Origin of the sequence: Calothrix sp. PCC 6303, from assembly GCF_000317435.1 — a bacterium.
In the GTDB taxonomy this organism is placed as follows: Bacteria; Cyanobacteriota; Cyanobacteriia; order Cyanobacteriales; family Nostocaceae; genus PCC-6303.
Genome location: NC_019751.1, coordinates 1,826,870 through 1,841,910 on the forward strand (window position 1 = coordinate 1,826,870; position 15,041 = coordinate 1,841,910).

The 15,041-nt window shown below is 40.4% G+C and carries 14 protein-coding genes; 2 read left to right on the forward strand and 12 right to left on the reverse strand.

All coding sequences use genetic code 11. The annotated features are described in order from the left end of the window. Positions 1-126 precede the first annotated feature (126 nt). The 9 genes from CAL6303_RS07515 to CAL6303_RS07550 all read right to left on the reverse strand — a co-directional run bounded on the left by CAL6303_RS07515 (position 127) and on the right by CAL6303_RS07550 (position 7,016). The gene (locus tag CAL6303_RS07515; RefSeq protein WP_015197246.1) at positions 127-954 is read right to left on the reverse strand and encodes an LEVG family PEP-CTERM protein; all 828 of its coding nucleotides are present in this window, start codon (positions 952-954) and stop codon (positions 127-129) included. A 1,938-nt stretch (positions 955-2,892) separates the two neighbouring features. After that, positions 2,893-3,246 (reverse strand): 50S ribosomal protein L20, encoded by a 354-nt coding sequence (rplT, locus tag CAL6303_RS07520; RefSeq protein WP_015197247.1) that lies wholly within the window; start codon positions 3,244-3,246, stop codon positions 2,893-2,895. Between the two features lie 24 nt (positions 3,247-3,270). After that, entirely contained in the window at positions 3,271-3,468 is a 198-nt protein-coding gene (rpmI, locus tag CAL6303_RS07525; protein ID WP_015197248.1) for a 50S ribosomal protein L35, read from the reverse strand. Positions 3,469-3,503: 35 nt separating this feature from the next. Beyond that, the gene (locus CAL6303_RS07530) at positions 3,504-4,064 is read right to left on the reverse strand and encodes a GNAT family N-acetyltransferase (protein WP_015197249.1); all 561 of its coding nucleotides are present in this window, start codon (positions 4,062-4,064) and stop codon (positions 3,504-3,506) included. Positions 4,065-4,171: 107 nt separating this feature from the next. Continuing rightward, the gene (locus tag CAL6303_RS07535; RefSeq protein WP_015197250.1) at positions 4,172-5,347 is read right to left on the reverse strand and encodes an FtsW/RodA/SpoVE family cell cycle protein; all 1,176 of its coding nucleotides are present in this window, start codon (positions 5,345-5,347) and stop codon (positions 4,172-4,174) included. A gap of 76 nt (positions 5,348-5,423) precedes the next feature. After that, positions 5,424-5,597, reverse strand: coding sequence for a hypothetical protein (locus tag CAL6303_RS30255; protein ID WP_015197251.1), 174 nt, complete (start codon positions 5,595-5,597; stop codon positions 5,424-5,426). Beyond that, positions 5,594-5,815, reverse strand: coding sequence for a hypothetical protein (locus CAL6303_RS07540; protein ID WP_015197252.1), 222 nt, complete (start codon positions 5,813-5,815; stop codon positions 5,594-5,596). The genes CAL6303_RS30255 and CAL6303_RS07540 overlap by 4 nt, the downstream gene beginning before the upstream one ends. Then, positions 5,815-6,402 (reverse strand): glutathione S-transferase N-terminal domain-containing protein, encoded by a 588-nt coding sequence (locus CAL6303_RS07545; RefSeq protein WP_015197253.1) that lies wholly within the window; start codon positions 6,400-6,402, stop codon positions 5,815-5,817. The genes CAL6303_RS07540 and CAL6303_RS07545 overlap by 1 nt, the downstream gene beginning before the upstream one ends. After that, positions 6,399-7,016, reverse strand: coding sequence for a YbfB/YjiJ family MFS transporter (locus CAL6303_RS07550; RefSeq protein ID WP_238993781.1), 618 nt, complete (start codon positions 7,014-7,016; stop codon positions 6,399-6,401). Before CAL6303_RS07550 ends, CAL6303_RS07545 begins: the two co-directional genes overlap by 4 nt. Before the next feature lie 201 nt (positions 7,017-7,217). Here CAL6303_RS07550 and CAL6303_RS29060 point away from each other — a divergent pair. Beyond that, positions 7,218-8,455 (forward strand): ISAzo13 family transposase gene (locus CAL6303_RS29060; protein ID WP_085953333.1). Its coding sequence is split into 2 segments (ribosomal slippage): positions 7,218-7,698 and positions 7,698-8,455, totalling 1,239 coding nucleotides; the frame shifts between segments, so codons are not numbered across the junction. 81 nt (positions 8,456-8,536) lie between these two features. Here the strand turns inward: CAL6303_RS29060 and CAL6303_RS07565 are convergent. Continuing rightward, on the reverse strand, positions 8,537-11,542 hold the full coding sequence (locus CAL6303_RS07565; protein ID WP_015197254.1) for a Tn3 family transposase: 3,006 nt from the start codon (positions 11,540-11,542) through the stop codon (positions 8,537-8,539). Between the two features lie 102 nt (positions 11,543-11,644). On the opposite strand from CAL6303_RS07565, the gene CAL6303_RS07570 reads away from it, so the two are divergent. Beyond that, positions 11,645-12,295 (forward strand): recombinase family protein, encoded by a 651-nt coding sequence (locus tag CAL6303_RS07570; RefSeq protein WP_015197255.1) that lies wholly within the window; start codon positions 11,645-11,647, stop codon positions 12,293-12,295. Positions 12,296-12,516: 221 nt separating this feature from the next. On the opposite strand, the gene CAL6303_RS07575 is transcribed toward CAL6303_RS07570, so the two are convergent. Both CAL6303_RS07575 and CAL6303_RS07580 read right to left on the reverse strand, forming a co-directional pair. After that, positions 12,517-13,059 carry a YbfB/YjiJ family MFS transporter gene (locus tag CAL6303_RS07575; RefSeq protein ID WP_238993782.1) on the reverse strand — a complete coding sequence of 181 codons (543 nt, stop codon included), beginning with the start codon at positions 13,057-13,059 and terminating at the stop codon, positions 12,517-12,519. Beyond that, the gene (locus tag CAL6303_RS07580) at positions 13,046-14,935 is read right to left on the reverse strand and encodes an FAD/NAD(P)-binding protein (protein ID WP_015197256.1); all 1,890 of its coding nucleotides are present in this window, start codon (positions 14,933-14,935) and stop codon (positions 13,046-13,048) included. Before CAL6303_RS07580 ends, CAL6303_RS07575 begins: the two co-directional genes overlap by 14 nt. Positions 14,936-15,041: the final 106 nt, after the last annotated feature.

Sequence of the window (15,041 nt, forward strand, 5' to 3'; positions counted from 1 at the left end):
AAATTAATCTACCCATTGAGTATCAAAACGAGAAGGATTATATTTTAAAAGTAGATGCTAAAAGTAGATACAAACCCTAATTACCTGGATCGTGAGAATTCAATCAAAGATATTTGGAACTAAGTGTTAGTTGAACTTAACAGCTTTGCTGTTGCGGCGACGATTCAAACCAAACATTGCAGCCAAACCTAAAGCACCCAAGCTTGCATTCACACCAGGTTCAGGAACCGCTGTACCTTGGAGTGCAACACCATCGCCAGTGTTGAAACTGGTACCATTTGGATCGGAGTTGGGACCTAATTGACCTAGTTGAATTTCAAAATTGTCAACATTTCTCAATGTGATTTGTTGAATATTGCTATCACCAAGATCACCAGCAGCTACAAGCGATGCGAGTGTTTGAGCTACACCATTAATTTTGATGACTTTAGTGGAGTCCGCGTACTCAACATCAAACAAGTTCAAAACTAATTTTGACACGGTTTCCTGGAAATCAAACTTGAATAAACCAGTTTCCAAGCGACCTTTTTCTAATGGTTTACCTTTCTTGTCTACAGCAACTGGACGTAGCCAGTATTCACCTAGTGTAGTGTTAGTTCCTTCATCTACAGTGGCATTATCTTGACCGAAGAAAGTAATACCAAAGTTACCTGATTTTGTTGCGTAGGTGTTAGCAGTGTCTCTGTTATCTGAGAATAAAAGACTGGGTTTGTTGCTGCTGGAACTGGTGCCATCATAATCAAGACTTGTAACTGTGAAACCAAAAGGTGATGTTTGTAAACAAGTTGCGTTGGAAAGGCAAGTAGAACCATTATTCGTCAGTGCAACTTCACCTTCTGCACCCAAATCAAAGCTGTTAAAGCTTGCTGCATGTGCTGCAGAGGAGATACTTAAAGCACCAATACTGATGGTGGTAGCAGTTGCGATTTTAGCGATTGATGTTAACTTTTTCATGGTTTTAATCTTGTTAATTCAGTGTTACTAGGTAGTTTGCAGTTTGTTTTCTGCGTCTTGTCCTTTGCTTATGTACACATCTTATGGGAGCTTTCACGTAAGTGTCATCCCCTAATCTCAAGGTTCATTTGAACTTGATTGTCTGACAAATTTTTGGTAAACTACGTAAAACTAATGACAAGATCTCTCGTTGATATATGTATAGAAAAAGTTATTAAAGCAACTAGATATTTTCCGCTCATACACACATAAATAAAATCCTTGATGAATTTTTGTAAAATTTTTATCAAAAAAACAGTAATTAGATAAAGATTATTCTTTAAGCAGAAAATTTAGTTTTTTCAAAAGGAAACTATGGTATCTGGAGATATTGAAATATCAAAGTTTGTGGAGATTAAATGATTTAAAAAGCTGCAATCAAATATTTTATATATGTATCAGTGCCTATTGAGTGTTGTAAAATATACTTTTATTTGTGTATGTTGCTAAAAATAGTTAACTTCTAAAAAGTTTTCCTTCCTCACAATTTGTACTCAACAGGATACTTTACGGCATCTATATAAATGATTCATTAAAAATTAGTGGTTCCCCTAAGTAGCACGTATGAATAGTTGTCAATGAAGGCAGGAGGGGGGTTTTTGGAGGAAGCTTGAATTCCCAGCAAAAACTTTCCCCCTAAAAGGCTCTACGGTGTACACAGAAGTCTTAAAATCCTACCTGGAAGGGAGTTTTAAACTCAGATAAAATCGCTCAAAACCTGTCATTGCGAGCGAAGCGAAGCAATCCCAGCACCTTGCGATTGCTACCCTGCGGGATGCAAGCAACGTCGTTCCTCCTCGCTTCGGACAATTTAAGGGGGTTGAAATCCCTGAAACGTATGCTGAGAGTACTTGTGTGTACACCGTAGCTAAAAGGCTAGGGTGTACACACAAGTCTTGAATTCTCTAGATTTTCTATAATCCTACGCCCGCCAACGGTTGAAACCGCCATCTAATAGCTAAAGTCATCTACAAGATGACTGAATATTTTGGTTTTTAGTCCATTGAAATGGACTTGTGTTGTGAGACTGGGATTTTCAATCCCAGGTGGAGTGAGGGATTTACCTTTGAGTAGGCATAAGCCAGCCTTTCGGCCTTATGCTAGCCTAGCCTACGTGAACGGCAATCCCTTTGGGGAACGACAAGCCACTTTGCGTCTACCTTGCGTTGCAATGACATAACTGCGTAGTCATTGCCTAAGTCCTGACAGTCAGTAATTGGTGCGTGATGCTATAAATAATAAATAAGTCTGATTGCTTCCTTCAAATATTCTCGCAGCGTCACCGAAGAGGCAGAGGGGAAGGGGGCTTTCTAGTCTACGGTGCATATACATCTGTGTGCAGCAACAAAATAATCCCAGACTTTGTTAAAAGCCTGTGATGCAAATCTCAAAAACTTGTGTGTAAGTAGGGCTTGCTGATTAAAGCTATAACCTTTGCCCAATCAGAGTTTTAACTATTTTTAAACTAAACAAGTGGAAGGTTATGGGATTTAAAAGCTCAAAATTTATGCACTTTGGAGGAAAACCGTGGGGCGAATTTTGTGTTTAAGCTCCAAAACCACCATTATTCAATAAGAGACTTCCAAATAAAAAAATATCCCAAAATTTCTTGTAGGCATCTTGCCTGTTACTAATACAAAAACAGGCAAGACTTCGGCGTGAGCGCTACTTTACCTCCGGTACACTTCGTTCCGACTAGGCTCAGTACAAGTCAGTCCTTACCTCCGGTACACTTCGTTCCGACAGGCTCAGGAACCATCGAACGCTGCCTATTCCACAATATTGGATCATCTTTTTTGTGGAGTTTTCTAAGAGGCAGGGGAAAAAATATAAATAAAGAGAACTATAGTTGGGTTTTTCTCAAAAGTACGGGGCGAAAAATGCCCCGTCAGTGAGCCTTTATTTTGCTTGGCTAGCGAGTTCTGCAACCTTGCTAAAACCAGCAGGGTCTAGTACAGCCAGTTGTGCCAGCATTTTGCGGTTCAGGTTGACGTTTACCTTTTTCAGATTTCCGATCAACTTGCTATAGCTCAACCCGTGTAGACGTGCTGCGGCATTGATCCGAGCAATCCACAAACGGCGGAAGTCTCTTTTTTTCTTTTTGCGATCGCGGTATGAACTGCGAAGCGCTTTCATTACCTGTTGGTTTGCGGTTCTAAACAAAGTTGAGTGAGAACCACGAAAACCTTTAGCTAATTTCAGAATCTTTTTGCGGCGTTTGCGAGCAACATTACCGCGTTTTACCCGTGTCATAACTTACGATGTTCCTATGAAAATTTACAAATAAGGCAGCATTCCGCGCACGTTTGGCACGTCACACTCATTTACCAGTGCCATCTGTGACATATCGCGCTTCTTGTTAGCGGATTTGTGTTCGAGAAGATGACTTTTGAAAGCTTTACGACGAGCGATTTTTCCAGTACCAGTGGCGCGGAAACGCTTCGCAGCAGCTTTGCGAGTCTTAAGTTTAGGCATAACTAGCTATTAAAACAACACAATCTACAATATTACTACCTTTTAGCCGTTATGTGCTGATTCTTTATTTTCAAACCCATAATTACTAAATCTCGTTTTTGGCTGTCTAATTCTGCCACATCCGGCAGTAATCCCCAACGGTTAAAACCAAATTTTTCACACAGTCGCAAGCTAGGAATATTATGTCCAAAGATGAATCCCAGAAGGGTATTTACGTCAAATTTTCCACAACTATCAATTATTGCTTGTAACAAATAGGAGCCAACACCTTGGTGTTGATAACCTGGGGCAACATACAAACTAAACTCAGCCGTTTTATTATAAGCTGGGCGACCGTAAAATGAGTTAAGGCTAATCCAAGCAATTATCTCATAACTATTAGCATCGGATACCAATTCACGTTCCAATACCCATAGTGGACGATTTGTGCAATTATGCTGCAAAAACCAACTTTGGCGACTTTCTACTGTGACTGACACTGTATCCGCAGTTGCCATCCTTCCAGGAATTGAGGCATTGTAAATTTCCACAATTCGCGGCAAATCCGATTCTGTAGCATCTCGAATCATATCACCGATCTTTTCCGCTTTATCCATCTATTATTTGAAGGACTGATGTATTAACTAGCAATTTCCGTCATGGCGACGCAAGCAATCCCCAGGTTTTCGGGTTTCCGGAATGTATAAATATTTTTAGCTGCCACTTACCTTGTAGTTGTGGTGCGCCTACGCTTGACTCGTGACACTTCTTGATTAATTGGTACTACTTCCGCTTCGCTACTTTCCCTCGCTACACGAATTAGTAATCCAGCTGAAACTAAGCTAGCAATCATCGAATTACCTCCATAACTAAATAAAGGTAAAGGTAAACCTGTTGTGGGTAATGCACCTGTGGTTACACCAATATGTAGCAAAGATTGACCTACCATCACCGTGGTAATACCAATCGCAATTAGTCGATATACTTGATTTTTAGCTTTGAAGGCAACTATTAAACCCAAGGTGGCATAGAGGGCAAGTAACGTAAATAACACCATGCAACCAACAAAGCCAAATTCTTCTGCAAATACAGAAAAGATAAAATCAGTATCTTGAATTGGCAGATAAGATAACTTTTGGATCGATTGTCCAAATCCTGCCCCCCATCTTCCGCCTGAACCTACTGCCAATAAGCTTTGTACCAATTGATATCCGTTACCAGTGGCATCTGCCCAAGGATTTAGGAACGACATTACCCGCTTGCGTTGATATTCGCGGATACTAATGCTCAATGTTGCCAGGAGGATACCACCGAAGGCAGTTCCACCCAAGTATTTATATGGGAGTCCGGCGGCTAGGGCAATTAGCCAAATTGTCATTCCACAAAGGGATGCTGTACTCAGGTTGGGTTGAGCGAGAATTCCTAGCACAATTAGCGTAAAAATACTTAACCAAAATCCTCGCACTTTCCAACTAACTTTTTCCCATTGTCCAAATAACCGGGCGCTTTGGATCACTAAAAAGGGTTTAATTAATTCTGAAGGCTGGATTGGTAATGGTCCTAATAAACGACGGGCTGCACCCAAATCACTTTTACCTAATCCGGGTATTAAGGTGACAAAAATTAGTAACAGTAAAAGGATAATGAACCAGTGGGAAATATTAGACAGGCGGCGCAACGGCAAATTGATAAAAATGTTGGATGCCACCAAACCCACTACTACCCAGACTAACTGTAGTTGGAAGTAGCGAATTCCAGCTGAGGGATAGGATGCAGAAAATAGCATCACTAAGCCAATAAATAACCAAATTAGTGTCAGCCAGCGTAATAATCGCGCTTCTAGCGCCCAGGTATTGACAGAATCATCTAGAAATGGTATAAGACGACGAAGTATTTTCACGGGTTGGTCGAAGTCAGGAGATAGAATACAAAATTATGACACTGCATCTGTCGAAATTTGCAACATTGTAACTTGTTCACCATAGTATTTTGATATGGTATGCAAACTTATACTGTGCTGGTGTTTTATCTGGTAAAGAATCACCTTGAAAATGTTTTTCAGCCTTTGTACTACTAGAATTAGCTAAGGATGGTGACACTATACCTAACACCAAAGATATAGTAACCAATAATCGAAGTAAATTAGTCATATTTGCTTGAAATTCAGGTACAAAGCTAATATATACTGATGTTCTTCAGCAACAACACTTATTTTAATACCAAGTATCCAGAGCAGTATTTTAGGCAAAAGGCTCTTGAACATTGTAAAATGGTGCCAAGAGAGAAGATGCGATCGCATAATCAAAAAACCGTTGTCACCATATACAACAACTTCAGGAAAAGCATCCCCGTCACAAAATAGACTCATTACTTGTTTTTCAATGTAGTTGATACAAAACTCTGACGTACTTGGAAAGCACTGAGTTGTTCGCTAACTTTAGTGTGCAGATAAGCTTGTACTAAATTGGGAAGACGGAAAGTCAGATAATCTAAAGCCACAGCTAATTGCAAGCTGGCTACATCAGGTACGACATTGGCACTAAAAGTAGGTAAATCATCCTCTAAAAGCCCCTTTAATACTTGTTGGAGAATTTGCTCTGTTCTGGCAATAAAAGGATGAGGAGTAGAATTTTCTGCTGAATATCGTACTAAACTAACATGGCGAAATGCAGTTTCTATTAGCATTTTTCCCAAAGCGAACCGCTGATAATCTCGCAACGTAGAAAATGATGAATTAGATGTTAAGTACATAGCAATAATACTGCTTTCATATAAAATATCTTCATTATCTAATTGTAAAACTGGAACAGTTGAAAATGGATTTATTGCCAATAAGTTTTCTGGCATTTCCCAAGGATTAACCCAAATTAATTCCATTCCTTTGATGTCATATTCCAGCGCACAAATCAAAATCAAGCGTGCAAATGGAGAAGTATCATTAAGATAAAGCTTCATGTATCCTGCGTTAATTGTTGGGAATGCTGAGGATTAGTAGCCATAATACAGAAAATTGAAATTACTAAAGCTGTAGCACTAATGGCATATAAAGGTAAATAAGAATTAGTATCCCTAATGAACAACGCCATACAAAAGCCGCCAAAGGCTTGAGTTAAAGCAAATGAAAAAGTCATAGCACTCCATGCACCACGATGTTGCTTGGCTCCAACTATTTCTAGCGCGTACATTGAGACTAAAGTGACAATTCCTGGTGTAAACATTCCCACCAAAAACGCCGAAAAATGTAATACCCACAAATTTGTACTTACCAAAGGTAAAGCCACACCTAAAGCTTTCAAACTAAAACAGACTAATAAACAGCGTTTAAATCCCCAGCGATCGCCTAATATACCAGTTAACAATGGACCAACAGCTGCACCAATGCCAAATAAAGACCAAGATACACCACCCACCCCCAAAGAATACCCTAACTCTCGCACGATAAAATCCACCCAAAATAAGGTGTGGGGCAAAAAACCAACAGCGTTAAACCCGTAAGCTATCAACAAGTACCACATACTATGATTTCGCCAAAAGCTTACTCCTGCATCTCCAATGGGCGAATAATTCACAGGAGTGGATGCAGCAGATATTTCTGCCCAAATTTTCCAGGTGATTACACTTAAGGGACTTCCAGAAAATAAACTATTCCATTGGAAATAATGATAATCATTTTAAAGGGGGATGAAGGGGCTGCCGACGGCAGCCCCTTCATCCCCCTTTTGTAGTAATTTGAATAATGACTGAGTTTTTGAGTGTAGCAACTGGTGACTATAGTATTAACTGATTCTCTGAAAAAGTTGTTCATTGAAACTGCATCTCAATTAAAAGGTGCAGAAAAGCGTAGATTTATGGCTTCGACAGTTCAAAGCTTAGGTTTAGGAGGGCAAAGACTTGCACAATCAGAATTAGGATGGAATCGAGACACAATTCGCAAAGGAACAAGAGAATTAAAAAGCGGTATTACTTGTGTTGATAACATGAGTGGCAAAGGACGTTACAAAGCAGAAGAACATCTGCCAAATCTTTTAGAAGATATCAAAAAAATAGTTGACTTCTATAGTCAAACCGATCCGAGTTTTAAAAGTCAAAGACTATATACTAGACTCAGTGCAGCCGAAGTTAGAAAGCAATTAATCGAAAAGTCTGGTTATAGTGATGAAAAGTTACATACATCAGAAACAATTCGAGTCAAATTAAATAATTTAGGTTATAAGCTCAGAAGGGTAAAGAAAGTTCAGCCTCAAAAAAAATCCCACAAACTGATGCAATCTTTGAGCAATTAGATGTAGTAAATAAAGATGCAGATGAAGATAAGAGTGTTTTACGTCTAAGCATGGACGGAAAAGCCTGTGTTAAGATCGGCTCATTTGACCGAGGGGGTAAAAGCCGGGATGGGGTGAAAGCATCAGACCATGATTATAATCCGAAAACAACTGTAACTCCTTATGGAATATTTCTTCCAGAGCTTGACGAGTTATTTTTGTACTTTACAGAATCGAAAGTTACAAGTGATTTTATCGTTGATATTCTAGAAGATTTTTGGTCTTGTGAAAAGCATCGTTTTTCTGAAGTTAAAACACTACTTCTGAATCAAGATAATGGTCCGCAGAATAGTTCGCGGCGTACCCAATTTATGAAACGTATAGTAGAGTTTGCTCACAAACATCAAGTAAATATACGTTTAGCTTATTATCCTCCCTATCATAGTAAATACAATCCAATAGAAAGGACATGGGCAGTACTAGAAAATCATTGGAATGGGAGTATTTTAGATGAACTAGAAACGGCTTTAAATTTTGCTAGCACTATGAAATGGAACGGGAAACATCCAGTCGTTAAGCTAGTACACGAAACTTATGAGAATGGGGTAAAGCTTACAAAAAAAGCTATGGCTCAAATCGAAAAACAGATTGAGCGGCTAACCGATTCTAATCATGAAGTTTTCCCAAATTTAGGTAATTGGTTTATTGATATTTGTTGTAGTAAAACAAACGTGATTTCATTTTAATAGCAACATTTATTTAGGGGGTGAAATGAGCAATCGTACAGAAACTTACGCTAAGGCTGAAACGCCTGCTACATAAGCGTTTTAATCCTCCTGCTCATTTGGGTCATTTGGATCGCGTAATGGACGCATTTCTCCCTGCATAACTGCCAGAGGTAAAGAAAACTGATAACGCCCTAACATATTGACGTGGGAATGCCCCAAAGGCGATAGCCGCGCTATATCCTCTTGATTTATGCTTTGCTGTAAACCGATAGAGGTAAGTGCAGCATCCATATAATATGTATTCCATAGTACCAAAGCATTTACGACTAACCCCAAAGCCGAAAGTTGGTCTTCTTGTCCCTCCCGGTAACGTTGACGCAACTCACCCTTTTGACCATGAAATATAACTCTGGCAAGCCCATGTCGTCCTTCACCTCGATTTAGCTGAGTCAAAATTCGACGACGGTACGCCTCATCATCGACATAGTTTAATAGGTACAAAGTTTTGGCTATACGTCCCAACTCTCCAATCGCTCGACCCAAAACAGAAGGTTTGTCACCTCGGTATAAAGTTCGCATAATTTCTGACGCGCTTACCGTTCCCAATTTCAAAGACCCAGCAACTCGTAGCATGTCATCCCAATAATTCTCAATAAAAGAGGTATTGACTTTTTGGCGTGCTATTCCATTTAGAACCCCATAATCTGCAAGCGAATCTAAACGCCAAAAGCGAGCCTCTCCCACATCTGCTAGCCGAGGACTGAACTGGTAGCCTAGTAGCCAGAATAGTCCAAATATCACATCGCTGTAACCGCTTGTGTCCGTCATCAGTTCTCTGGGACTCAAACTGGTTTGTTGCTCAAGAAGCCCAACCAACACAACCAGAGAGTCGCGCAGTGTTCCAGGAACCACCAAACCGTGAAAACCAGTAAACTGGTCTGAGGTAAAGTTGTAGTAAGTAATACCCCGACCCCGACCAAAATATTTGCTATTGGGTCCAGAATTTAGTGTCTGCACAGGCACCACAAAACGTAATCCATCAGCCGAGGCGACTTCTCCCCCACCCCAAGTCTGTGCCAATGGAATCTGAGTTTGAGCATCAACCAGCCGCGCATTAGCACGAATCAAGGTTTCAGAACGAAGGTAGTTTTGCTGCACCCAAGCCAGTCGATTGCGAGTTAGGGCTGGAATGTCTGCGCGTATCACTGGCTTCAGACCTATGTTACAACTAGTCGCTATCAGCACTGCACAGACACTAATGGGTAAATCAGTTACTCGTGAGCTTTCCTGGCTACCGTGGTTAAATTCATCCATAAATCCTGTTTTCGCATGGATTTCCAGCAAGGCTTCAGGCAAGTCCACACAGGGGAGTAAGGAAGCTACCAGTGTTTTGAGAGCTTTTAAACTTGCAGGTTCTTCCAACTTATCCAGGTTGGTTACTGTTAAAGTATCACGTCCTTTTTTGTTAGGTTCGACCCTTACCGCTGCATTGCTAGGCAGATTATTGGCAGTACGATGAAATGCTTCCTCAAGTTGCTGCTTCAACTTGGACAGTTCCGGTTCGGGTGTTGGTTGTAGGTTCAGCGCTCGACAAACTTGTGGTCGGGCTGATTCCCAGTATGAACCTTGTAGTAATTTAGCATGGGGATTACTCCAACGTATGCTAGGAGTGATAAACAGTTCCCGATGGCGCAATCCCTCACACAATCGCTCTAAGGTACAAAAAGTGTAAGCGCGACGGTCGATATCTGCATTCGGTTGTACAATTAATTGTAGCCAGCCTTTAGTAATACCATTAAGTGGAGCAGCATCCATCTTGGGATTCGCTTTTTTTTCAATACTTTTGAGAAATTCCACAGCTTTAAGAATTGACTGACCAGCTTTTGTGGCTTGAAAATCGATTGTCCGTAATAGTGAAGGGAGAAATCTGCGAACATGTGCCCAACGCTTCAGCAGTTCTGGGTAATAGTCATCTTCTGGTGGTCTGGCTAGTTCTTCCACCTTTGTCACAGCAGATTGTAATTTCTCTTGAGGGATGCGTTGAAAAACAACTTCACGCACACTTTTATCTTCACAATTGGGGTCAAGTATAACGGAACATGCTTCACCCAACCGCAAAGCTGCGGCATCCAGGTCTTTTATCGTGCGTAACCGTTCCTTTTTCCCATCCCGCACCGACTTGGAGAGTAAATCTTTGATCAACAATTCCAACACATCGAGGGTATCGTCGGCGGCTGTAGCTTCTAGCACTTGAATGAAGGCAACGAGAGTAGCAATTCTCCGCTCAAATGGCATCCGGGCGATTGCAGCTACTCGAATTGTTGCTGCGTGGCGAGCAAGAGCTTTTAATCTGCTAGCTGGTAGCTTTGAGAAATTCAAAGTGTTGATACCAAAGGAACGTACCTCAACCAGACGATTTAAGGCATTGACTAGAGCCGGAGCGCTGTGACGAGTTGGAGAGCGCCTCAATGTGTCGAGTGGTGTGTACCAAGTTTTTTTGTCAGATACCAGTAAGGCTTCAAGCTTTAATCGTTGTTCCGCCGAAGGAATTTTGGCTAAAATTCGCCACAAACGATTAGCAGTCCGCTCCCGCACGCTAGCAACTAGACGCTCCAAAACTGTAACTCCTGGTAAAAGGATTTTATGTTCAACCAACCTAGCTGTAACTAAGTCAAATAGAACACTAGGAGCTTCCGAACCAACCCAGGCACGTCCGTACAGCCAACGAGTCAGTTGCCAGTTTCCTGGTTGTGCGCTGAAATCTCGATAGCCATAGCGCTGCTTAATTTCGCCCTGATGCTCCCAATGGGTAACTGAGCGCTCAAGGTAGCGTGGCAAAAAATCGTAATTTACGATATTTAATTGAGTAGCTATATAAGTGATAACACCAGGCGGAACATCAATTGGATTTTCCAAAAAAGTCCCTAAAAACCTGACGCTAACGAGCTGCAATGCAAAACCCAGACGGTTATGATTCCCACGTCGAATTTTCACGCTGTCCTTATCCATATCGTCAAGATGGAAGTACCGAGCCAATTGCCGAGGTGTTGGTTCCGACTCATAGCGTCCGTAGCGTTGCCGCTGTTCGAGAGTAAGGAATCCCATCCATAAGCCCTAATTTGTACTAATTAAAGTTTACTCTGTTTGGTACACTAAATTCAAACGGCACAGCACGGGTTTGATACCCCTTTTTTCTGGAGGGTTTAATTGGTACAAAAAGTCGCCATTTATTGTCGGGTTTCCACAACAGATCAGTCCTGTGAGCGACAAGAACGGGACTTGCTGGAATATGCCGAAAAGTCAGGGTTTGAGGTGGTTGGAGTTTGGTTTGAAACAGCGAGTGGAATTAAACACAACCGCACTGAGCGCAAAAAAGTTATGGCATTAGCTCAAAGCCATAGCATTGATGCCATTTTGGTTACAGAGATGACCCGGTGGGGGCGTAGCACCATTGATCTGATTGAGACGTTGCAAGAACTTCATAGTTGGCATGTCTCCTTAATTGCCCAAACTGGATTGCAATTTGATTTAAATACTCCACAAGGGCGGCTAATTGCCCATCTAATGGCTTCTTTGGCTGAATTTGAACGGGATTTGGTGCGAGAAAGGGTACGTTCGGGGGTGGCAGCGGCTAAAGCACGAGGTCACAAGTTTGGCAGACAACCGGGACAACGGGTGAAAGCCGATAAGTTTGAACCCAAAGTGTTGCAAATGGTGGAATCAGGGTATTCTTACCGCAAAATTGCAGAAAAACTCAATCTTAGTAAGACAACGGTCAACGATATTGTAAAACGCCACAGGGAATCAAGCAAGAAATCGGACTCGACGGTAAGTGAATCTGAAACCTTTGCCCAGTAGCTGTTTCAGCCTTAGCGTAAGTTTCTGTACGATTGCTCATTTCACCCCTTTAGCGGCAAAATATCCCTTATTTACACTGTTTAACTTCAAATAACAAGTGTATAGACTCTTATGCATAAATGAGGGGGAGAAAAGGGCTTGCCGACGGCAAACCCTTTTCTCCCCCTCAAAATGATTATCATTCTTTAAATCAACCTGTCTTTTCCTTTTTTTGGAATAATTTATTCTTTGGAAGTCCCTAACACAGCACAAGTGATGCCCATTGCCAACCAGGCAAAAATGATATGAATATTCACCATCAAAGGAATCAGCAAACCAGCTAAAGCTGCATCCAGTCCGATACCTGAAAAAATCACTCCAGCAACACGTCCCCGTTGATTGGTGGGTACGTGGGGTAAAATCATCGGAGCAGCTAAAACCATCAAAATTGCTCCACCAAAACCCGCCAAAAATCTCCAACTATAGAACCATACAAAGCTCATGTCGGGAAATGAGCAAGCAAGGTAACTCAAAGAACATAAAATCATCCCACATCGCACCAAAACCGTATTACTAATTCGTTTGATTGCACGTTGAATAAATATTGGACCAAGTAAATAACCAATTAAGGTAGCTACACCTAATTGAGCAGCATCTTCCTTGGAGAACCAATTAGCTTGAATTAGGGCAGGCATCAATGTGATATAGGCAAAACGCCCAATCCCATTGCCGACGAAGGTAGCAGCTAAACCCGCTAACCAGAAACCAGGTTTATTTAGTGCCATAAACATTCTCCATCTGCTGATTGCGAATAGGAGTATATTTGATGCTGATTTGATTTGCCAAGGATTGGACAACTCGATCCGCATCAACTAAAGCAGTCGAGTTAACAAAAGGTCGTGGCAAAATAAAGGTGTAAAACTTCGGTCCTTCGGTAGGCGTTCCTAATACCCAAAAGTTCTGATAAATCTTATTTTCTCTGTTAATCAAATTTAAATCTGCTGAAATATCTAAACCATTGGGATGAAATTGATTATTAAAAAATGAGCGAGCAAAACCATCATTTATTAGTTGCTTTATCAACAAATTTGAGCTTTCCTGAGGAATCGGCATGGCAATACGCGAACAAATAAAAACTTCAGCTTTAATAGTCTCAAACTGACCATTAATGACAAATAAATTACTTGTTTCATCAAATCTCCATTTAGGTTTTATTCCCAGATCAATTTTTAATATTCCAGCTTTCTTTAATGCCAGCATTTCCTCAATTCTGATTTTTGGCGGACCCACAGCCAAGCGATTCATCACAGGAATAAATGAGGATAAAAGCCAGCGATGACTACTTTCTGTGAGTCCAGCAAAATCAATAGCATATCTGAGATTGTCTCTTAAATCCCTTAAGATATCACAGGCAGATTTTAGAGGATTTAATACATTTCCTTCATTAGCATTGAGAATATCTTCATGTAAATAACCATCAAGCCATTGATTAAAGTTAGCTTGTGATTCTAAAGCTGTTAATGGTATGGGGTCTACAAGATTTTCCCAAATAAACTGATGTTGTGGAGGAATATAATTCAAAATTAAAGATTTACGCTCATCTTCTTTGGTAGTTAAATATGCATTAGCAAATATATTTGCTGCAATGTAACCATGATGTTTTTTGACATAAGTTTTACTGTAAACAAACTCCATATCACTTAATAATAACGGCAGAATATGAACGACAAAATCTATTTTTTGATACTTCTCTTTAAGTTCACTAATTGCTTGACGTGTGAGAAAATTAGCTTTATACTGTTCACGGACTTCTTTCTGATTATTGGCTCTCGCAGATAGTGGTAATCCCGAACGAGAAAATGCGACTATTTTTGGTTCTTTTTGTGATGCTTCATAACAAAGAATTCCCTCTTGATTACGGATAAATTTTCCTCCTCTACCTATTGTTAGCATCGATAAAACATCACATGTTGATAATCCCAGACCTTCCACTGCGACCGTTTCATGAGATTCAATATTTGATGTGGATATGTCGAGAGGATAAGCGGAGAACAGACGAGATTTTGCTTGCTCTTTGTTCAAGATTTCATGTTCATGTCCTGTTGTTAAAAAAACATAATCTTTGTGATACATTTTGCCATTCTCTGTTTTGATTTGCCATATCGTAGATGATGGAGAAGCAGAAATGACACGCTGTGAAATAGGTGTAATGTTTAGGGTATCAGGTGCAAAATCGCATAGATAATGAAAACACCATTGTAGATACTTACCCAGTAGACCTCTAGAATAATATCCATTTGGGTCATGTGATTCACAGATGTGGTCACAAAGCCATTCATAGAAAGAGGGACCTTCCAAAATCAAGCCAGAACCTTGAACAGTATGATCTGAAAAAATAGTAATCTGACTAGCAATAGTATTAACCAGTAAATGCTCTGCTTGATTACGATAATGGCAACCTGCACCAAAGGAATTTGGATCAAAAATACTAATATTTACATCTACCTGAAACTGTTTTGCCCTAGCAAAGGTGATAATACGCTCCAAAATACTTAAACCTCTTGGACCAGATCCAATAATCGCCACTGAAACAGGATTCGGTCCAATCCACTTACTCAAATCAAATACAAAATTTGTTTGATTGTTTAAAATTTTTTCCATGATTTTATCTATTTGACTAAAAAAATATTCCTATAGTTCGTATTTCGTTGGCAGAAGAATGAAGCAAACTCTGGAAAAGTCTGAAAACATCATTCCCCAACTTGCA

Excerpts from the sequence above, each read along its gene's own strand:
- CAL6303_RS07545 (WP_015197253.1), bottom strand. The coding sequence starts at position 6,402 with ATGAAGCTTTATCTTAATGATACTTCTCCATTTGCACGCTTGATTTTG.
- CAL6303_RS07530 (WP_015197249.1), bottom strand. The coding sequence starts at position 4,064 with ATGGATAAAGCGGAAAAGATCGGTGATATGATTCGAGATGCTACAGAA.
- CAL6303_RS07565 (WP_015197254.1), bottom strand. The coding sequence starts at position 11,542 with ATGGGATTCCTTACTCTCGAACAGCGGCAACGCTACGGACGCTATGAG.
- CAL6303_RS07580 (WP_015197256.1), bottom strand. The coding sequence starts at position 14,935 with ATGGAAAAAATTTTAAACAATCAAACAAATTTTGTATTTGATTTGAGT.
- rpmI (WP_015197248.1), bottom strand. The coding sequence starts at position 3,468 with ATGCCTAAACTTAAGACTCGCAAAGCTGCTGCGAAGCGTTTCCGCGCC.
- CAL6303_RS07515 (WP_015197246.1), bottom strand. The coding sequence starts at position 954 with ATGAAAAAGTTAACATCAATCGCTAAAATCGCAACTGCTACCACCATC.
- CAL6303_RS07540 (WP_015197252.1), bottom strand. The coding sequence starts at position 5,815 with ATGAGTCTATTTTGTGACGGGGATGCTTTTCCTGAAGTTGTTGTATAT.
- CAL6303_RS30255 (WP_015197251.1), bottom strand. The coding sequence starts at position 5,597 with ATGACTAATTTACTTCGATTATTGGTTACTATATCTTTGGTGTTAGGT.
- rplT (WP_015197247.1), bottom strand. The coding sequence starts at position 3,246 with ATGACACGGGTAAAACGCGGTAATGTTGCTCGCAAACGCCGCAAAAAG.
- CAL6303_RS07575 (WP_238993782.1), bottom strand. The coding sequence starts at position 13,059 with ATGGCACTAAATAAACCTGGTTTCTGGTTAGCGGGTTTAGCTGCTACC.